At 34.6% G+C, this 19798-nt stretch carries 17 protein-coding genes; 6 read left to right on the top strand and 11 right to left on the bottom strand.

The annotated features are described in order from the left end of the window. Positions 1-8: 8 nt before the first annotated feature. Complete coding sequence (gene addA / locus ICI50_RS04780) at positions 9-3623, bottom strand: helicase-exonuclease AddAB subunit AddA (RefSeq protein ID WP_056941206.1); 3615 nt, start codon at positions 3621-3623, stop codon at positions 9-11. 1 nt (position 3624) lies between these two features. Beyond that, complete coding sequence (locus ICI50_RS04775; protein WP_056941205.1) at positions 3625-7113, bottom strand: PD-(D/E)XK nuclease family protein; 3489 nt, start codon at positions 7111-7113, stop codon at positions 3625-3627. A gap of 79 nt (positions 7114-7192) precedes the next feature. Here ICI50_RS04775 and mvk point away from each other — a divergent pair, with 79 nt between their 5' ends. Genes mvk through fni form a run of 4 tightly spaced genes read left to right on the top strand, consistent with a single transcriptional unit; the run spans position 7193 to position 11224 of the window. Then, positions 7193-8101, top strand: coding sequence for a mevalonate kinase (gene mvk / locus ICI50_RS04770; protein WP_054640386.1), 909 nt, complete (start codon positions 7193-7195; stop codon positions 8099-8101). A 5-nt stretch (positions 8102-8106) separates the two neighbouring features. Beyond that, positions 8107-9069 (top strand): diphosphomevalonate decarboxylase, encoded by a 963-nt coding sequence (gene mvaD / locus ICI50_RS04765; RefSeq protein WP_013853998.1) that lies wholly within the window; start codon positions 8107-8109, stop codon positions 9067-9069. A 42-nt stretch (positions 9070-9111) separates the two neighbouring features. Beyond that, positions 9112-10194: a phosphomevalonate kinase gene (locus ICI50_RS04760; protein ID WP_054640385.1), complete on the top strand. Its 1083-nt coding sequence runs from the start codon at positions 9112-9114 to the stop codon at positions 10192-10194. A gap of 13 nt (positions 10195-10207) precedes the next feature. Further along, complete coding sequence (fni, locus tag ICI50_RS04755; RefSeq protein ID WP_013853996.1) at positions 10208-11224, top strand: type 2 isopentenyl-diphosphate Delta-isomerase; 1017 nt, start codon at positions 10208-10210, stop codon at positions 11222-11224. Between the two features lie 41 nt (positions 11225-11265). Here fni and ICI50_RS04750 read toward each other — a convergent pair whose 3' ends face one another. The 4 genes from ICI50_RS04750 to ICI50_RS04735 are packed head-to-tail and all read right to left on the bottom strand — an operon-like array spanning position 11266 to position 15133. Next, positions 11266-12054: a Cof-type HAD-IIB family hydrolase gene (locus ICI50_RS04750; protein WP_013853995.1), complete on the bottom strand. Its 789-nt coding sequence runs from the start codon at positions 12052-12054 to the stop codon at positions 11266-11268. Then, positions 12051-13433 (bottom strand): RsmB/NOP family class I SAM-dependent RNA methyltransferase, encoded by a 1383-nt coding sequence (locus ICI50_RS04745; protein ID WP_056941204.1) that lies wholly within the window; start codon positions 13431-13433, stop codon positions 12051-12053. Before ICI50_RS04745 ends, ICI50_RS04750 begins: the two co-directional genes overlap by 4 nt. Beyond that, positions 13414-14391: an ABC transporter permease gene (locus tag ICI50_RS04740; RefSeq protein ID WP_056941203.1), complete on the bottom strand. Its 978-nt coding sequence runs from the start codon at positions 14389-14391 to the stop codon at positions 13414-13416. Before ICI50_RS04740 ends, ICI50_RS04745 begins: the two co-directional genes overlap by 20 nt. Then, positions 14381-15133: an SAM-dependent methyltransferase gene (locus ICI50_RS04735; RefSeq protein ID WP_013853992.1), complete on the bottom strand. Its 753-nt coding sequence runs from the start codon at positions 15131-15133 to the stop codon at positions 14381-14383. Before ICI50_RS04735 ends, ICI50_RS04740 begins: the two co-directional genes overlap by 11 nt. A 123-nt stretch (positions 15134-15256) precedes the next feature. On the opposite strand from ICI50_RS04735, the gene lepB reads away from it, so the two are divergent. Both lepB and ICI50_RS04725 read left to right on the top strand, forming a co-directional pair. Beyond that, on the top strand, positions 15257-15826 hold the full coding sequence (gene lepB / locus ICI50_RS04730) for a signal peptidase I (RefSeq protein WP_013853991.1): 570 nt from the start codon (positions 15257-15259) through the stop codon (positions 15824-15826). 72 nt (positions 15827-15898) lie between these two features. After that, positions 15899-16087, top strand: a complete 189-nt coding sequence (locus tag ICI50_RS04725; protein ID WP_013853990.1) for an LBP_cg2779 family protein — start codon at positions 15899-15901, stop codon at positions 16085-16087. A gap of 57 nt (positions 16088-16144) precedes the next feature. Here the strand turns inward: ICI50_RS04725 and ICI50_RS04720 are convergent, their stop codons facing one another. The 5 genes from ICI50_RS04720 to ICI50_RS04700 are packed head-to-tail and all read right to left on the bottom strand — an operon-like array spanning position 16145 to position 19741. Further along, positions 16145-16972, bottom strand: coding sequence for a hypothetical protein (locus ICI50_RS04720; protein ID WP_013853989.1), 828 nt, complete (start codon positions 16970-16972; stop codon positions 16145-16147). Between the two features lie 15 nt (positions 16973-16987). Then, positions 16988-17830 carry an ABC transporter permease gene (locus ICI50_RS04715; protein WP_188892043.1) on the bottom strand — a complete coding sequence of 281 codons (843 nt, stop codon included), beginning with the start codon at positions 17828-17830 and terminating at the stop codon, positions 16988-16990. Positions 17831-17839: 9 nt separating this feature from the next. Then, positions 17840-18670 carry a hypothetical protein gene (locus ICI50_RS04710; protein ID WP_013853987.1) on the bottom strand — a complete coding sequence of 277 codons (831 nt, stop codon included), beginning with the start codon at positions 18668-18670 and terminating at the stop codon, positions 17840-17842. Beyond that, positions 18670-19377 carry an ABC transporter ATP-binding protein gene (locus ICI50_RS04705; protein ID WP_013853986.1) on the bottom strand — a complete coding sequence of 236 codons (708 nt, stop codon included), beginning with the start codon at positions 19375-19377 and terminating at the stop codon, positions 18670-18672. The genes ICI50_RS04710 and ICI50_RS04705 overlap by 1 nt, the downstream gene beginning before the upstream one ends. Further along, positions 19370-19741, bottom strand: a complete 372-nt coding sequence (locus tag ICI50_RS04700) for a GntR family transcriptional regulator (protein WP_013853985.1) — start codon at positions 19739-19741, stop codon at positions 19370-19372. The genes ICI50_RS04705 and ICI50_RS04700 overlap by 8 nt, the downstream gene beginning before the upstream one ends. Positions 19742-19798: the final 57 nt, after the last annotated feature.

Below are 19798 nucleotides of genomic sequence, written 5' to 3'. Positions count from 1 at the left end.
CCTCCTTTCTATTTAACTTCAACTACTTGCTTAGCATCTAATAAAATCAAATACTTGCCAATAACTTTCTTCTTACTAAATTCATTTAATGCTTGTTCATACAAGCGCAACTGACCAGTATATTTTCCTTTAATAAGCTCAATCGATTCTTTCAAATGAGACTTATTAACATGATCAGTCTTGTAGTCAAACAAGATAATACCATTATTCGTAACAAAATAACCATCAATTGTCCCATGAACCAAAATTTTAGCATTTGGATCACTAAATTTTTTAAATAGAGTCTTAGCCGAAAGCAAACTAGAAAAATCTACCTCTCGCTTAAGATTTTCCGGCTTTTTCCAAAAATCCTTGGCAAAATCACTATGTACAAACCAATTAATTTGGTCTTTTTTAAGACTAGAGACAATATCAGGGTTTAATTTCTTTTGCTCAATCAACTCATCAATCTCTTGATTCAATTGCTTCTCAGAATAATTCTGCTCATAATCATAATACTGCAAAATTAAATGCATTGCTGTACCAATCTCCGCCCCGGTAAAAGTGGTTTGATATAAAAAGTTAGGCTTAGTATCAATTGGTTGCAAATAGCGATTAGTCGATTTTAATAAATGCGAATTTTCTAGCTCTGTGTCAATCGGATCATTAAATGCCTTTTTGATTTCAGATACCGCTTGATAAGCTGTAGTTTCACTGGCATCTTTAAAAGGATATTTAAATTGATAGAGCTTTTTAGTGGTCGATGCCATTTTCTCTAATAAATTGTCATAATTGTTTTTTTCAACTTGCTCCACCTTTTTTTGATCAGGCAGCAAGCTTTCATCTTGATAATCAACGAATAAAATAGATTGGCTTTGATCAAGTGATTTAGTAATGTCATTCATTTTAATCGCAATATGACGATCAAAAGCTAATGCCGGCCCCATAAAGCTTAAAGAACTAGTAGCAGACAGTTTCCTAGCTAAAGGTAATTTTCCCGCCTGATTTAGTTCCATTGCCCAATCCTTAACCTTTTTAGAGAAATTAGGAATATCGCCTACTAAGATCAGCTTTTGTTTTGCTCTAGTTAGAGCAACGTACAAAATTCGCGCTTCTTCTTCAAGTAATTGACGTTTTTTATTTACGTTACCCATAGCTTTAACTAGTGAGTCAACCCGATAATGTTCTTCGCGCACTGTAATACCTAAACTACTTGAATTAATAACATAATTGCCATTTAAATCACGCATTTGATAGCGATGCTGCATCCCCACATAAAAAACAATCGGAAACTCCAGCCCTTTAGAACCATGAATCGTCATTAAGCGCACTGCATTACCTACTTCCTTAGTAAGTAAAGGCTGAGCTAAATCTTTTTGACTACGGCGCATTCGATTAATAAAATTGATAAACTGATACAAACCTTTAAAGCCTGCACTTTCATAAGACGACGCGCGTTCATATAAAGCCTCTAGATTAACCCGACGCTGTTCTCCATTAGGTAAAGCAGTCATAATTTCTAGTAAATTAGTCCTAGCATAAATGCTCCAGATTAATTCTGAAATACGATGAGTCGTGGCGAACCCACGCAAGTCTGCTAGCTGATTCAAGAAGTTTTTGCACTTATCACTTAATTTATCACCCATTCCCACATAGGAAGTTAATGCTCCATAAAAACTGCTATTTTTACTCTTAATCCTAATTTTAGCTAAGTCTTTCTCATCAAAATTAAACAATGGTGAACGTAAAACTGCAACTAATGGAATATCTTGATCTGGATTATCAATAATTTTTAGATAATTCATGATAACAGTTAATTCAAACGTCTGGAAGTAGTTTTCTGCATCGGTAACAAATAGCGGTACATTTCTTTTAGCAAACTCCTGCATAATTTGCAGATTATCACTACGACTTCTAGTCAGAATAGCAATATCGCTATACTTCATTTCACGCCTTTGACCAATTTCGCTATCAAAAATTTGCGTATGTTCTTCTTTTAATTGCTTGATTCGGGCTAAAACCATTTGAATTTCTGAAAAATCAACCCCTTCTTCATCATTTGTATTATTTTGCTTTTGATGAATAATTACTTCACTAGCTTGGGGCAATGATTCAGGGTAATATGCAGCTCCATAAATTAGCTGTCCTTCCTTGGCATAATCAATTCCACCAAAGTCAGAACTCAGAATAGTGTTAAATAAACGATTAACTATCTCCGTCACAGGCTTAGTAGAACGAAAATTATCAGATAATAAAATACGTTCTTCATGAGCATTTTCACTATTTGCAAAATCATGATATTTCTTTAAAAATAAACTAGGTTCAGCTTGCCTAAAGCCATAAATCGACTGCTTTACATCCCCTACCATAAACATGGTATTCCTTCCAGGGCAACGAATCTGTTGCAGAATTCGTTCTTGCAGTTCATTAATATCCTGATATTCATCAATCAGAATTTCCTTGAACCTATTTTGATAAAAATCACGCGCCATCTGCGAATTAGTCGTTTTACCATTAAGAATCTGGTAGGCAAACTGTTCCATATCGCTATAATCTAATAGATTCTCTTGCCTTTTTAAAGTATTAAAACTACTAATCAACTTTTGCTCAGCACTAGCAATTGCCGTTACAATTTTTTGCCCATTTTGCATAACTTTGCTTTGACTTTCCTCATCCAACGCAAAAAATGAAGTATAGGTAGTAAAGACCTGATCTTTAGCCTCGTCTTTAAGTTTTTGCATTTCTGCATAAAAGACTAAAAGATCCTCATCCCATTTCTTAGATTTTTGATACCTTAGCGTAAACTTACATAACCGCAACAACGCTTTCTGTTGATCATATGATTTGTCTTCTTTCAAAGCTTTAATAAAATTGCCCAGATTCTGTAAAAACAAGCTAAAATCCTTCTTCACTTTAGCCAATTGTTCAGTTTCAATAATTGGATTGTCCAAATAAGAACTAATTTTAGTTTCTAAATCCGTAAAGCTGGTTAAAAGATATGATTTAATTTGCTTTTGCCAAATTGCAGACTCAACTAAGTTATTTTTAATTTCATATGCCTGAGGCAACTGATGCAACCAATTTTCATATTCAGGCTTAGCCATTGCAAAATTATATAAATCTAACAACAAATCACGCGGACTCTCCGCATCACGATCACCTGCAAAATTATCATAAAAGCGGCGAAAGTCAGAATCTTTTTCTTCTAAATATTTTCCTTCTACTTCACGCAGAGCACGCTCCTTCAAAAGAGCAGCTTGAGTTTCATCAGTTAAGATACTGAAACTAGGATCTAAATTAATCAAGTAATAAAAACGATGAATTACTTCTAAACAGAAAGCATCAATTGTTGAAATATTGGCTGTATCCACTTTATTTAATTGTTGGCGTAAATAACGATGATTACTATCGGGCTTAACCAATTCTTTAGTCAATGCTGTCTTAATTCTCGTTTTCATTTCTTCAGCGGCAGCCTTGGTAAAAGTAACAACCAATAGTTCATCAACCTGCGTACCTGCTAATACTTCTTTTAATACGCGTTCAACTAAAACCGTTGTCTTACCACTACCGGCCGAAGCGGAAACCAAAATGTCTTGTCCACGATCATTAATTGCCTTTTGCTGTTCTGTAGTAAATTGTGGCACGCTAGTTCTCCTTTCTCAACTTCTCTTTAATTTTACTAATTAAATCTTTCTTATCTAAACTATTAATTTCATGATACTGATTTTGTCTTAACATAGCATCAAAGAAGAAAATATCCTTAAAGTCCGAATACGTTAAGGCACTGTGAGTTTTACCATAACGATACGGATTAAGTTTAATCTGACCTGATAAAATCTGACTAGCTGCTTGCTTAATCAAATATTCATCATATTGGAGCAACAACTCAATTTCATCTTCGTTAAAATTATGTTGACGCGGCAATATAAAACCGCCATTTTTCTTAGTTTTAACTCCTGAATATAATTGTGATGCATAGCCTGCTTGTTTAGCTAAAAGCGGCTCTGCTTCGGTTAAAAGCTCCGGATTATTGCTGATTAAACCGTTGTACATTAATTTAGGCTTACTATCAATTGCGTCTTCACGCAAATTAAAATTAGCATCAATTAATTTTTTATTATTCAAACGATCAAGCTGTCTAGTTACAGTTTGATAAAAAGCACCTAACAGAGACAATTGATCATCACCAGCGAAGAATTGTCCATTTTTAGTTAAAACATCCAGGTAAGAAACCATTTGCAAAGCAATACCGTTATAAAACATTCCTAAATCAAACTTTTTAGCAGAAGACTTATAATCAATTACTTGCGCAATCACTTGATCCTTATCCGCAAAATTAGCTAAATCTACTCGATCCATTTTACCGCGCAGGTCAACATAATGTTGTCCCGACAAGTCAGGTACAGTTAAACTTAGTCCTTTAATTTTTGCACCTAAGCCAAAACTTAATTCAGAGTATCCTGCTCGAAGCGGTGTCTTTTCTAAGGAACGACGCCAATTACCAGCAACCTTAGAAGTAGTATGATCTAGACATTTAAATAAATACTTATTAAAAGGATCATTCATTAATTGAGCATATTTACCTTCGTCTTTCATTACATCACGAACAGAGTTAAGCATTTGCTCAAGCTCAATACTACTCAAGTCAGCTAAATCTATTTTCTGCTGATTAAGCCGTTTGACTAAACGATCAAAGGTTTCATGGAAGTAATTCCCAGCTTGGATAACATCAAATTCATTTTCAAAACGTCGTCGTAATTTTAAACCATAAGTTAAGAAATATTCATAAGAATTTTCGTAAAAGGTTTCTAATTGCGAAACAGAAGAATTCAAATTTTGTCCATATAGTTTAGCAGCTAAATCTGGACCAATATCTTCTGGCTGATTATCAAAATCGCTAGCTGCTACAACCATTTTTACTTTTTCTGGCAAGTACTTCTGTGTAAGTTGCAATAATTCACTGACCATCTTAGATGAAGTCAGTGAATTCATATAAGCTAAATAGCCTAGACTGGCATTTGGATTAGTAATAAAGGCTAACAATCTCTCAGCTTCATCTGGCAAATCATGTTGCGCTAATTCTGGAGCACCATCCTCAGCTAAGCGTTTATAATAAATTGATGGCTCCAATCGCTCATTTGATGCATTTAGCACAGGATAAGATAGATAAACCCGATCTTGGGCAAGCGACAAAGATAAACCAAACTGATAATTCTGATCTAAATTATTCAGCTGCTGATTATCCTCTAAATATGAATCTGAACTAAAACTCTGCTGTAATTGATCTAAGTTTTCGGTAGTTAAAAATCCTGGTGTCTTTTGAATAGCAGGCAAATTACCAGCCGTTGCGCCAATTATAAAGACTTGCTTATATCCGCTGACCTGTACCATTCCCATTTCAGATAAATTAACCGCATCTAAAGTAGAAGGAATTTGGGAGAAATTAGCTTCACGAAAGGCATTGATTAACATATTAAAGAATTCATCCAGATCGAATTTTTCAGGATTAATCGTTAAATAATCCTTCAAAAGCTGAATCAGCAAATCCCATAACTGCTCAGGTTGCTCTGCTTGTTGCAAGTCACCATTTTCATTTGCCTCATCACGCCACTTCTCTAACCGTGCAGCAATTCCATTTTTTACTAAAAAATCAAAGAAAATAGTTAAAGCTTTCGTACTTTCTGGTTCATTTTCTAGTTTTTTAAACAAGTTTGTTACTTTATTTACTAAAAAAGCCCGCAGACGATCAATTTTTGCTACTTCTTCATCCATCTTATCGAGTCGAATCACCTCTGCATCAACAAAATTTATGAATGGCTTTTTCCATAAATTATGATTAATTCCATGAGCTAACACAAAATTCTCTAGTTCATCAACATCATAAATATATTCTGCTTCTTCTTTATACCAAGAAGGAATCAGCAAGTGTGTTTTTAGAATAGCAATCATACTTTGAGTTGAAAAAGCATTCGTAGCCAAATCTCGCAATGCAAAAAGATTTTCAATTAATACTACTAATGGATGGTACTTCATCTCCTGCTGCAGATCATTGAAAAATGGAATGTTATTTTGCCTTAAAATAGGCGTTAAATACGTCTCATATTCTTGCAAATTAGGTGCTAAAATCAAAAAATCTCGGTAGCGATAATTATTTAATGCCACTTGCTGATAAATAGTCCGCGCTACAAAATAAGCTTCTGCATAACGTGAATCGGCCCTAACTAATTGAACTTGTTTTAGATTATCCACTTTAGGGATAGCTTCATTCCATAAACTATTTAGAAGCTCTCTACTAGATGGCTTAGATGATAGTGGAAAGCTCTTAGTGACATAATTCATATTTCTTTCTTGCAAAAAAATGACTAACCGATTAATTGTTTGCTGAATTACATAATCATAGTCACCTTCCTCTGTTTTGGGATTGATATCCCCCAGCCGCGTCTTAAAAGCTAAAGTAACATTTTGTGCTTTGCGCATTAATAATTTAATCGTTAAACCCTCTTGTAACGAAAAATGAGAGAAATCACAAAAATAAAAACTAGCATGTTTTAGTTTTTGACTCTTGGCTAGCAAATCGTTTAATTTTATCTGCACTTCATTTTTGGTTGAGAATTTACCAGCAATTTCTTTAATAAAAGCATTGTAAATAATACGTAAGTCATGGATTTTATGTTTAGTCTCTTCATCTAGATTGGTTTCATCAATATCATCCAAATTTAAATTGCTATCATATACCTGCAAAATTGTTCTGTATAATTGATCAACTACACCAGAGTTAGAGCTCTCAAAAATAGTTAACTCGCCTTCTGCTTTCTTTTGCTCAATAATATGCGTTAAAAGCATAGCACTAGCTGCATCATCAAGTTGAGTAAGCAACCCTTGTTCTGCGTCTTTTAAAAAGAACCAAGCAAGACGGGAAAAAGATAAAATGTATAAATTTTTAACCGCAGTTTCAGTTTGATTTTTACTAATAGCTAGTTTGTTAATCGCCCTAACTTCTGTGGTAAACTTAATATGATTAGGAACGATGATAAAAGTTTCGTTTTCTGGATGTTGCTTATAATTTTCTATTGCTTCTTCCAGAATTTTTTCTTGTAATGGATCAGTTTGTCGACCTGTTAAAATTTTGATCATTTGTTCGCACTCCTTGCTTATTATTTTATCATAGCAAGATAAATTATTTAACTAATGTTTATTAAGGATGAATAAAGAAATGAAAAGTAGTTATTTAGCTCATGGAAAAGTTATTCTAGTTGGTGAACACTCCGTTGTTTATGGCTATGATGCCTTAGCTATGCCAATTAAAGCACTGCATATCAAAACGACAGTAGAAAATAACGACCAAATGTGGATGGATACAGCACGTTATCATGGCCCATATTTTGCTGCTCCAGATGAGTATAATGGGCTTAAGTATGTTGTAAAAACTATGCGCGAAAAAGCTCATAATGAGCAGCCTCTAAAAATTACCTACACAGGTGAGATCCCAATGGAACGTGGTTTTGGCTCAAGCGCTACGGTAGCATTAGGTACTACTGAAGCCTTAAATCAATTTTTTGATCTAAAATTGAGTGAAGCTGAAATTATGGACATTACTAATCATGCAGAAATGATTAATCATGGCAAAGCTTCTGGCCTGGATGCAGCTACTGTCCATTCTGACTATCTAGTATTTTTTAATAAAAAAATGGGACCTAAAACTTTACAAGCTAAATTAGGTGCTACTCTTTTAATTATGGATACGGGGCAGTTGGGTAACACTAAAGAAGCCGTCACTCAAGTCCGTGAGTTATTCAATAGCTCTGAGAAAGCTAAAAAAGATATGCAACGACTTGGCAAACTAGCCGACCTTACTAAAAGCGCTTGGATTAAGCATGACGTAAAAACTGTAGGGGAAATATTTAATGAAGTTCAAACTATTTTGTATTCCTTTAACCTTTCAACTGCTAAGATTGATCAATTACAAAAAATCGCATTAAATAATGGTGCTATGGGCTTTAAATTATCAGGTGGCGGTCTTGGTGGCATTACTATTGCTTTATGCAAAAACAAAAATATTGCTAATAAAATTGCCACTACGTGTCAAGATTTATTTAGTGACTTTTGGACAGAGGAGATATAAAGGCAATGAAAAAAACAGTACGTGCACATACGAATATTGCTTTAATCAAATATTGGGGTAAAGCAGATGCTAAACTACGACTGCCCTTAATGTCTAGTCTATCGATGACTCTCAATGCCTTTTATACTGATACTTCTATTTCCAAGGCTATTGACAAAGATATTTTTTATTTAAATAAAAAGCGACAGACCGCTCAGCAAAGCAGAAGGGTTCTTAATTATCTGAGTTTGCTCAAACAAAAGTTTGATATCAATGATCATCTAATTGTTGAATCAATTAATCATGTACCTACTGCCGCTGGTCTTGCTTCCTCTAGTTCAGCTTTTGCGGCTTTGGCTGCGGCTTTTTGTAAATATTATGATATTAATGCAAATCCAACAGAATTATCTCGTTTAGCCAGAATAGGATCAGGATCAGCCAGCCGGTCTATTTTCGGTGGCTTTGCTATTTGGCAAAAAGGAAACTCTGATGAAAGTTCCTATGCTTATCCTCTCGATGAACATCCTCAAATGGATTTACGCCTTCTAGCAATTGAATTAAATACTCAACAGAAGAAAATTTCGTCTACTCGTGGAATGCAAGATGCGCAATCATCGCCTTTCTTTAAGCCTTGGCTTAAACGCAATGAATTCGAATTAAATCAAATGATTAATGCTATTAAAAACAATGATTTTACTACTTTAGGTGAATTAGCAGAACTTAACGCCAACGAAATGCATGCCATTAACTTAACTGCTCAGCCAGAATTTACTTATTTTGAACCTGAAACTATCCGAGCAATTAAACTAGTAGAGCAATTGCGACAAGAAGGTATCGAATGCTATTATACTATTGACGCTGGGCCTAATTTGAAAGTACTTAGTCAATTAAGAAATGTCAAAGATATTATTCAACGCTTTTCGTCAGAATTCAATAATGTTAAGATAGTGAATGCAAGTTTTGGTCCTGGAATTACTTATTTGGACTAAATTGTAATAAGAAAGTTATTTAGATTCGAGGATTTAGTTCTTTTGATAACAGAAAAAGCACCTGGAAAATTATACATTGCTGGAGAATATGCAGTCTTAGAGCAGGATTGTCCTGCTATTTTGGTGGCAGTTAATCAATTTGTACGTGTTTCTATTACTAAAAGTAAGACGTCAACTGGTTTAATTCACTCTAGACAGTATTCGCAAGATTCTATTCACTGGGTTCGTCAAGGCTCAAAGATTGTAATCGATAATCGTGATAATCCCTTTGAATACATTTTGGCAGCAATTTCTTTTACAGAACAATATTGTATTGAGCAAGGCATCAAGATGAAGGTCTATGACCTACATGTTAACTCCGACTTAGATTCAGCTGATGGTAAAAAATTCGGCTTAGGCTCAAGTGCCGCAGTCACGGTTGCTACAGTTAAGGCAATCTTGCATTTTTATGGCGTTAAGATGAGCAATGAATTAGTCTATAAGCTTTCAGCCATCTCTCATTACTCCGTACAAGGTAATGGCTCAGCTGGTGATATTGCAGCTAGTGTGTATGGTGGTTGGCTAGCTTACCAAACCTTTGATAAAAAATGGCTCAAATTGCAGTTAGAAACTAACAATTTATCTGACGTAGTCAACGAAGCATGGCCTGGCTTAAAAGTCGAATTACTCACTCCGCCAAAAGATATGAAATTAATGATTGGCTGGAGCCAAAAACCAGCTTCTACTTCTCGTTTAGTTGATGAGACCAATGCTAATAAGGCAGCATTAAATATGGAATACAAGAATTTCCTCTCCGCTTCAAGAGCATGCGTGTTAAAAATGATCGCAGGTTTTGAAGCGAATGATATTGCTATGATTAAAGAGCAAATTCGAGCTAACCGCAAGTTATTGCAACACTTTGCTAAAATTAATCAAATTGCCATCGAAATTCCTCGCTTGACTAAATTAATCAAGATCGCCGAAAGCTATGGTGGCGCTGCTAAGACATCAGGTGCTGGAAATGGCGATTGTGGGATTGTAATTACTGATTCTGAAACCGATTTGGATGCTTTAGGAAATGAGTGGCGTCACAACAATATCTTGCCTCTTAATTTCAAAATTCACCAAATTAGCCTAACCCACTAAATGGAGCATTTGCATGTCAATTAGATCTAAGAGAAAAGAAGAACATCTGAACTTAGCTCAGATGTTTTTTAATAAATCAAATTTTAATAGCTTCGATCAACTTCATTTACTGCGTCCTGCTTTACCAGAAGAAAAAGTTGACTTAGGAGTTCTAAAAACCAAAATGTTTAGCAAAAGCATTGCAGCACCGTTTTTTATCAATGCTATGACCGGTGGTTCTAAAAAATCTAAGACAATTAATCAAGCCTTGGCCCAAATCGCTAATAAAGAGCAAATTGCATTAGCACTTGGTTCAGCTAGCATTCTCACTAAAGAAAGCGAGCAGTTAGACAGCTTTTCGATTGCTAGAAATGAAGATCCCGACGGCATATTAATTGCTAATGTTAACCCAGAAACACCAGCTACAGAAGTTAAAAAGATTATTACTGATTTGGCTGTTGATGCACTTCAAATCCATCTTAACACAGTACAAGAAATCGCTATGCCTGAAGGTGATCGTGATTTTTATTGGTTAAATAATATTAAAGAAATCCGCCAAGCAGTTGATCTGCCAATCATTATCAAAGAAGTAGGAATGGGATTAGATCAAAACAGCATTCATTTATTAAAACGAGAAGGAATCGATTATTTTGATGTTGCGGGTAGCGGTGGAACTAATTTTGCCAAAATTGAAAATGCTCGCAATCAACACGATGTTTCCTATCTCGAAAATTTAGGCTTACCTACTGTCATTTCAGCATTAATGGCTAAAAAAGAAAACGTCAATTTTATCGTCTCAGGTGGAATAAGAAATCCCTTAGATATCTTAAAAGCTTTAACCTTAGGTGGACAATACGTAGGAATTTCTAATGTCTTTTTACAGCAATTCAACCTTCACGGCCTAATTGGATTACAACAATTAATTAGAGCATGGAAAGAGGATTTAGCAGGTTTAATTGCCATCTATGGGAAGCATGATTTAGCTTCCCTAACTGAAATAAAAAAATATTATGATTTTTCTTTAAAGAATCAAATTGATCAACTAATTTAACATTTAAAAAGCACTTAAAGTGCTTTTTATTTTACATAATTTTAGATATTTAACAACTTTAATATTTCTTTTTGAACAGCACTTTCATTGCTTGAACCAATAATCTGATCTGCGGCTTTTTTTGCTTCAACCAGAGCTGTCCCGGTTGCAAAACTCCGACCTGCATACTTCAGCATCCCTACATCATTGCCACTATCACCAAAAGCAACCATTTCGGTAGATTTAATACCCAGTTTTTTACTTAAGTATTCCAGTCCTACTGCCTTATTCATTCCTTTAGTTTGCATATCAATCGAATCAGCGGCACCAGAGACAAAACCAATATTAGGATATTTCTCTTGTAGTTCCTGCAAGATAGTTAGCATTTTATTTTCGGGTACGGTCAAGCTAACCTTAAAAATCTGATCATTAATTTCGGCAAAAGATTTAACTAATTCCAAATGTTCAACATACTTTCTCATTTCTTTGATATAAGCTTTAGAATTGGTATCTTTAACATAAGCACTAACTAAACCCATTACAATTGCGGGATAATGATAATTCGACGCGATCTTTATTAACGTTTGATAAAGTTCTCGGCTTAAAGCATCAATATGCAAAATCTGTTTACCCTTTGCTACCAGAGCTCCATTTTCCGCAATAAAATATATTTTGTTTAATACTTCGGGAAAACGAGTCATTAAATTGGCGTACTGATTTCCACTAGCTACAACAAATTTAATATTGCGTTTTTGCATTTCTTCAAATTCACGCAAAAATAGTTGTCGATCATACTGCTTTTCATCTGTCAGCCAAGTACCATCCATATCTGTAGCAATTAATTTAATCATTTTCTCAACCCCTTAGGATAAAAATTCTTTAGAACTTCGTTGTTAGCCACTTTGCCAAAACTAAAAATTAGCCGCTGACAGCTAACTAAAATAAAGCCCCGCAATTTACTTTTAACTTTAACCGTTTCGCCATGTAGATACTTTCGATAATCTTCTATTGACAAGTCTACAACTCGCTCCTGTTTTATTTGGCCTAACACCTCCGCTAATTGATGACTAGGTTCAAAGCGCTTTTTCTTTAAAATCCCTAACTCTACTCCATTATTTAAAATATGAAGGTCACTTCTTACCGGTAAACTAATGACAGGGACAAAAACGTGATCTTTTCTAACCAACGCTTTTTTACGCCAATCAATTAATCCGACTGGTAAACTATAATGATCTAGCACTTTAGCTATCAATTCTTGTTCATTTTGACTTAAACATGTGGCAGCCCTGTTTCCTTTCTTTTTGCGATGCTTTTTCTTAATTTTTGGTACACTAGCTGTATTTGATTTTTGTAAAACGGCCGCAAACTGCCCCTCACCTATCCCGTCTTGAGGCCAAAAACGCAAAGTATTAACTAACTCTGGATTATCATCAGCCCATTCAGGATGACCTAAACTAATCCGTTCGTCTTTAATCCCTGTCTTTAAAATAGAAAAATGATATTGACCAACCAGCCAACTTACAATTTGTTCATCTTCTTCAGGCGAAAAAGTACAGGTCGAATAAACCAATCGGCCTCCCGGCTTAAGCATTTTTACCGCTTCTGCTAAGATATCTTTTTGGCGTTGCTGACAAGTTAATAAATAATTTAGCGACCAATAATCAATTGCGTCAGGATTCTTTCTAAACATTCCTTCACCACTACATGGTGCATCTACCAAGATTACATCAAAAAATTCTGGAAAAACAGGCGCTAAGCGTTCTAGACTTTCATTAGTAATTAAGGTGTTACTAATACCCCAACGCTCAATATTTTCTCTTAATGCCTTGCTTCGCGTAGCAGAAATCTCATTTGCAACCAATAAACCCTCATTTTTTAATTGTTCTCCCAACGCAGTAGTCTTACCACCTGGAGCCGCACACAGATCTAGTACTTTATCTCCTGGTTTCACGCCGCTAATTGCTGCCGGGAACATTGCTGCCGGATCTTGAGAATAAACATAGCCACTTACCCATTCGGGATCCTCACCTGCAACTTCACCGTAATATGCATTGCTAATATCAGGAACAGGTTGAGTCAAATTATATGAAATCTCTTGTTCAGCTTTTAAAGAATTAACTCTAAATGCTTTTTTACTGTCCTCGTTCATTGCTTTAAATAAGTCCTGGGCTTTTTCAGTTCCCAATAATTTATTATATTTATCCTTAAAACTAGTCGGTAATTTCAACAACTTTTTTATCCTTTCTAAATGAGTGCCACAGCGTAATCCCAAACATAATCACGCAAATAATCCAACCCAAAATAAGCACAGCAATTAATGAACCATAAGTTGAGTAGAAGGCATGCCATCTAAAAAATAGATATGTTAATAAGGCTAACAAGCCTTCTATCATTATTAAACGTACGCTGCGATTAATTACCCAATTGCGTAATAAATCTCCGTGTAAGCGAGTTAAAGTGGCTTGACGCTTAATTACAATAGCTAGTAAAACGTTCCCCACTACACCAAATAATAAACAAGCTAGGCAAAGCAAAATATCTGGTAAAACTGACCAACGTGCTTTATGATGCTTTTGAACAAAAGAAGGAATATGAACTTTAGCTCTGTAATGTCTAGCAATCTTATTAATGACATTAGGCGTACCATCGACTACAATGCGATAATCTTTTAATTGCCCTTTAGCTGTAGGCTGATCAATTCCTGTACTTAGATAGTACTTATTCATTTTCACTTGCGGATAATTCTTAAATTCGCCAATTACTGAATAATAATTCTGGCCTAAAACAATATATTTATTATTTTGAACATTTAACAAATCCACCTTAGTGGCCGGTCCTAATACGGCAAAAGATATATGCCCTTCAAAATCATCTGGTGAGAAATAGCGTCCAGTTTCCGTCGGCAAACTTCTTACTGAATGATTAGCCCATACTAAAACTTGATCTTTTTCATAATTATTATCAAAGTGTAATTGAATTTGATGATGGCGATATTTTTTATTCAAATATTGCAAAAAAGAACTAATACTCTGACTACTATCAGTTCTAAAAAAACGTGTATTGTTGGTTAAGCCATGTGCTTCCAATAATTCGTCAGCATAACCAGACTCAATATTAGAAAGCATCGTTCCCATCCCTAAAAAGGCAATTAAGGGTAAAAGCAATAATAAAATCTTTTTATAATTCATTATCTATTTCAAATACCTGTTCATTTATAAAATCAAAACTTTGAAAAGACTGATTAATTTCAGCTAACGCAGCATTCTTAATAAAATGGTTTCGCTGCCAAAAAGCCGGCGAATTAGTAGCCCCATTCTTTTCGCCAATAAAAAGCAAATGACTACTAGGGTTATACTTTTTCCATGCCTGAATTGCATCCAAGTCACTATGTCCAAAATTTGGCGACCAGGAGCAAATAATCAAGTCAACCTTAGCATAACGCTGAACAGCATTTTGGGCTGGCAGATCAATTACTGGATAAAATGGTTGAGCTCCCGTAGTGGAAGTTTTAGCCCACTCTAGCGAATCAGTACTAATTACGTTAATGCCAACCTCTGCTAAGGCCTTTGACCAATAAGCATTACCCGCCATAATCTCTAAAGCAGAATTTACCTCTAGCTTTTCTTTAATCAACTTAGCAGTTTTTAAGTTAGCTACAGACCAAATACCATACTTTAGGGATAAATACTGTCTAAAATTATTGAGTAAATTATTCATAACCGTTAATTCTTCTTTTTTTGCGGCGTCAGTTTTAACCAAAATGTTTTCAAATTCATCTGGTAATAAGCCTAGCCTGCGTGGTGCTCTAGGCAACGGCCGACCCTGTTGTACATAATTATCTATCCTTGTTATCTCTTCAACTTGTTTATGAACCAATGGGTCACTAATTTTTTTGTCTAAATTGGTTAATTTTGTTAAAAATTTTGTCATATCTTGATACCTTACTAATGATTTTACCATTCAAAGACGGATAAATCAGTTATAATAAAAACAGCAAGTAAAAAAGACGGATAAATCAGTTATAATAAAAACAGCAAGTAAAGGAGATTTTTTATGGCAGAAAAAACCAAGAAGAAAAATGAAGACGAAGAAAGCGTAGGCCGCTTCGTTCTTGATATCATTATTATGTTTGCAGTTTTGATGGGGATTTACTATTTTGTCTTTAGCTTTTTCCTTTCAAATGAAACAGTTTCAGGTCCTTCGATGCAGCCAACTTTTGAAAATGGTGATCGTTTAATTACCGTGCGCCATTTCGATCCTAAACGAAATGATATCGTAATTTTAAAAGCACCAGATCAAAAAGGTGCCCTCTATATTAAACGAGTAATCGGCACCCCAGGCGATATGGTTACTTCTAAAGATGATAAGCTTTACATTAATGATAAACAAATCGCAGAACCTTATTTGAACAATCGCTACGAAAAACAAGCACATAAATTAGGCGAACTTTACACTAATAATTTCACCCTAAAAGAGCGAGTACCCAAGAATGAATACTTTGTCATGGGTGACCATAGAGACGTATCTAAGGATTCTCGCTACTTTGGCTTTGTTAAGCGTAAGGCGTTAATTGGACGGGTTGTCTTCCGTTATTGGCCATTCAATCAATGGAAAACATTTTAACAAATTAAACAGTTAAAAATTTTATTTTTGGCACTGTTTTGATTTAAAATTAAAGTGTAAGGAGAAATTATTATGAATGAGCAAGAAGAATTGTCTGATGCAATTATTGATTTTCAAGTTAAGCATCATGTAAATGATACCAACTTGGCTTTCGCTAGTCACCTTTCAGTTGAAAAGGTTCATGCAATGAAAACTGGTGAAGGTGAATTCACTAATGAAGAGGTCAACCAACTTTACGATTACATGTCAACTAATGCTTAATTGATAATTTAGTTTTGAAAAAGGCTTCATCCCTTAATTGGGATGAAGCCTTTTGTATTATCTATTCACAATTTTAGGTTCAATCCATTTTTTAACTAGCCATAGATCAAGCAAGCCGACTATGATATTAATTCCTACAAGGAAAATATCATCTAGCCAGACCGGATCATATATCTGTAAAGTTCGTTGCTTTGCATCAATAAAATTCTCTAAATGAGGCAAAATAATTGAAGCGAGATAAACACCAGTAATAACTAAAACCGCAATGATCAATAATCTAATCCATAAAGTACTTTTGAACGGCAGTTCATCAGAAATGATCTTGGAAACAAAATTAATCAAGCTCACAAAGAAATAAATTGATAGGATTATCAAGACGATGAAGAACCAATAGAAAATAAACGAAGTCTGAGAAGAATTAGTTATGCCAGGAAACGTTCTAGGATACAAGCCAAATCCTTGGAAAACATAGGCTAAACTTTGCATCCCTTGAGTCGGAATAAGCAAGATAGTGTTTACTACTTGCTGCAAGAAAAAGAAAACCCCACAAGCTATTAAGCTACTGGTAATATTGGCTATATAAATCTTACGATCATCAACCGGAATTAAATGCCGAGTCTGACTAGTGTTAATCTTCTCATTTTGCCAACACATCGTTGCACAAAAAGCCAGATCAAATAGCATTGTCAGATTGATGAAGTTGCTTTGCCAAAAATGACCTAAATCATGATCAGTAGAATAAAAGAAAAATAAATTATAATTCTTAGTAATTAAAGCAAATACAGAAATAAAAACTACTGCGAAAAGATTAATCAAAAAAATTAGATATAAATACTTCCACTTTTGACTCCACATTTGCTTAAATAACTGTCCAAAGTTAGTCAAATTATCATCCCCTTTTTAACGGTTAACCATTCTCGGTTCAACAAATTTATGCATTAAATATGAATCGATGATCCCTAATAAAACTGATCCACCAAAGAATTCCGCAATTGCGATTGCAATAATATCTACATATCCCTCATTGCCGTTTTTCATAGCGTGACGAATATACATCACGGTCATTTGATCATTAAATCTGAAAGCAATAATTACAGCAACGATTACTAAGATTGCCATTACTAAGATCTTTATTCCTGTAGTATTCTTACCAGGTAACTGATCGGTAATTGTTCTAGTTAATAAATCGGCAAAGCTGACAAAAGTAAAGATAATCAAACAAATTCCAACTAGATATAAGAGAAACTCTAAAAATGGCCAAAAATCGGACCAAGAATAGCCTCTTGAGAGTCCGAAAAAGCTTTTAATTTCTGGAGCTAAATTCTCATGTGAACTGAGAAAATCTAATAATAAAACAACAAAGCCAATAGCTAATTGAATTACAAAAATATAAACACATTGGATTAAGCTAGAAAAGATATTAATTAACCACATTTTAATGCTAGAAACTGGAACTAACCGCCAAGTCTGACTTAGATTAATCTTCTCATTTTGCCAACACAATAAGGCTACAAAAACAATATCCGCAAAAATTGTTGTTACCCAGCCTAATCCCAGAATAAGATCAAAAAGATTATAATCTCGTGGATTATAGAAAAAGATAAAAATATTTCCTTCATCGTTGGTTAACCAGCTAATGATCGTCATGAACAAAACGGCAAAAGCCTGTACTAGTAAAACTAGGTGAGCATAGCGAACTTTTTGTAAAAACATTTGCTTAAATAAAGGCTTAAAACCTGTCATATAAACCTCCTAATTCTGCTTAGCTTCTACAAATTTATTTAATAAAAAGATATCAATTAAAGTTAGCACTGCATCAAACACTAAGAATTGAATTAATACCGGGCCCATTCCCATATTTTCACTAATATTAAGTGACAAAATTTGATTAGTAGCACCGATAAGTGCATTACCTGCATAGCCTAAAAGCCAAATAACTACAACGATGGTAATTACTCTAACCACAAAGATTAAAAACTTGTTGGAACCATTAGGCAAAAAATCAATAATGCTGCGGCTGCTTAAATTGAGTAAACTAACAATTGCATACCAGGCATAGCCTAACAAAATAATTAGCACTAATGCACCCAGCATTTGCCAACAACTCTGAGCATCAATTTTCCAATTTGCGTGTCCTAAGGCAGTCTTTATCTCACCACTAGATAAGAATAGCGGTAGAGCCGTAATTGCAACAATCACAAATTCCAGAATTTCAAGCCAAATATATGACAAGAAAGCTGTACCAAAATTGCTTAGTAAGAACTTGGTATCGCTAATTGGAATTAAACGCCAAGTTTGACTGCGATTGATTTTTTCATTTCTGATTGATGAAACAATCCAATAGATGAAATTAGCAGGAAACGATGTTACCAAGACTATTGACGCAAAAATTGCTAGAGAACCGATGATGGGGTTAATTGCTTCTTTAGCTGTATCATTAACAACATTAAAGTCACCATGAAGAGAAAAAGCAGCAAAGATTGTAAAACAGAAACTAGCAAAAACCTGAATCAAGAAAATTAAATAAACCGTCCTGCTTTTTTCTTGAAACATCCGATTGAACAATGTATTGAAACTAGTCATTATTCATCATCCTCATCTGTATAAAAACTTTCGTAGTATTCTTCAATGGTCTTGTGATTTTGACGAACATCTTCAGCGGATTTATGCTCTAAAACTGTATGGTCTTTAACAATTACTACTTCATCAAGCAAAGATGAAATTTCGTTAACAAAGTGGTCTGAAATCAAAATTGTAGATTTTTCATCTTTCCATAAAATAATTGAATTAATAATCTTCTTGCGGGCCATTGCATCAATACCGCCAAACGGCTCATCAAGCAAATACAAATCGGTTTTACGAGCAAAGGTCAAGGCAATAATCAGCTTTTCTCGCATCCCACGTGACAACTGACTAAGTTTCATTTCAGGATCAAGATGCATGAATTTACGTAATTCTGTAAATTCATTTTCATCGAAATCTTGGAAAATAGTAGCATAAAATCTGTCTACTTCTTTAATTTTAGTTGAGTCACTAAAGCCTGTTAACCCATCTGTAAAGGACAATTTTGCCTTTCTCTCGTCCTCTTTAGTAGCACCTTCTAAGTTAACGGTACCCTTATAATTTTTAGCTACACCGGCGATAATTCGCATCAGTGTAGTCTTACCTGCTCCGTTTTCACCGAGCAAAGCAACAATTTTGCCAGAAGTCAGGTTCAAATTCACATCTTTTAAAATTGTCTTTTGATTTTTCTTATAAGTTAAATCCTTAACAGTTAGTAATTTACTCATGATCCTTACTCCGTTTTAAATAATCCTCGAGAGTGGAAGCTAAATTCTGTCTTTTAACTCCTAACTTCTCCATATTTTGTACAAATTCATCCAGCTCATTATCAATCAGCGATTGCTTCGTCTTAGCTAACAGTTCTGTATCTTCAGTAACAAAATTACCCTCACCACGTTTTGTGTACAAAATCTGCTGCGCATTCATTTCCTGCAAAGCCCGCTGAACTGTATTGACATTCACAGTTAACTCTAAAGCTAGTTTTCTAACTGAGGGTATCTTCTCGCCTGCCTTTAATTTGCCCATGGCAATCTGACGGTAAAGATATTGCTCAATTTGAAAATAAATGGGAATGTTGTCCTTAAATTCCATTTACTCACCTTCTGTATTTAATACTGTATTATTTCTCTATTACACTAATAATATTAC

The organism is Lactobacillus kefiranofaciens (genome assembly GCF_014656585.1).
GTDB lineage: Bacteria > Bacillota > Bacilli > Lactobacillales > Lactobacillaceae > Lactobacillus > Lactobacillus kefiranofaciens.
The sequence above is the reverse complement of the archived record's forward strand: the minus strand, read 5'-3'. Positions and strand labels throughout refer to the sequence as shown.

Coding starts and splice junctions, on each gene's coding strand:
- mvaD (WP_013853998.1), top strand. CDS start 8,107: ATGAAAAAAACAGTACGTGCACATACGAATATTGCTTTAATCAAATAT.
- ICI50_RS04715 (WP_188892043.1), bottom strand. CDS start 17,830: ATGACAGGTTTTAAGCCTTTATTTAAGCAAATGTTTTTACAAAAAGTT.
- fni (WP_013853996.1), top strand. CDS start 10,208: ATGTCAATTAGATCTAAGAGAAAAGAAGAACATCTGAACTTAGCTCAG.
- mvk (WP_054640386.1), top strand. CDS start 7,193: ATGAAAAGTAGTTATTTAGCTCATGGAAAAGTTATTCTAGTTGGTGAA.
- ICI50_RS04775 (WP_056941205.1), bottom strand. CDS start 7,113: ATGATCAAAATTTTAACAGGTCGACAAACTGATCCATTACAAGAAAAA.
- ICI50_RS04710 (WP_013853987.1), bottom strand. CDS start 18,670: ATGACTAGTTTCAATACATTGTTCAATCGGATGTTTCAAGAAAAAAGC.
- ICI50_RS04740 (WP_056941203.1), bottom strand. CDS start 14,391: ATGAATTATAAAAAGATTTTATTATTGCTTTTACCCTTAATTGCCTTT.
- lepB (WP_013853991.1), top strand. CDS start 15,257: ATGGCAGAAAAAACCAAGAAGAAAAATGAAGACGAAGAAAGCGTAGGC.
- ICI50_RS04735 (WP_013853992.1), bottom strand. CDS start 15,133: ATGACAAAATTTTTAACAAAATTAACCAATTTAGACAAAAAAATTAGT.
- ICI50_RS04700 (WP_013853985.1), bottom strand. CDS start 19,741: ATGGAATTTAAGGACAACATTCCCATTTATTTTCAAATTGAGCAATAT.
- ICI50_RS04725 (WP_013853990.1), top strand. CDS start 15,899: ATGAATGAGCAAGAAGAATTGTCTGATGCAATTATTGATTTTCAAGTT.
- ICI50_RS04750 (WP_013853995.1), bottom strand. CDS start 12,054: ATGATTAAATTAATTGCTACAGATATGGATGGTACTTGGCTGACAGAT.
- ICI50_RS04705 (WP_013853986.1), bottom strand. CDS start 19,377: ATGAGTAAATTACTAACTGTTAAGGATTTAACTTATAAGAAAAATCAA.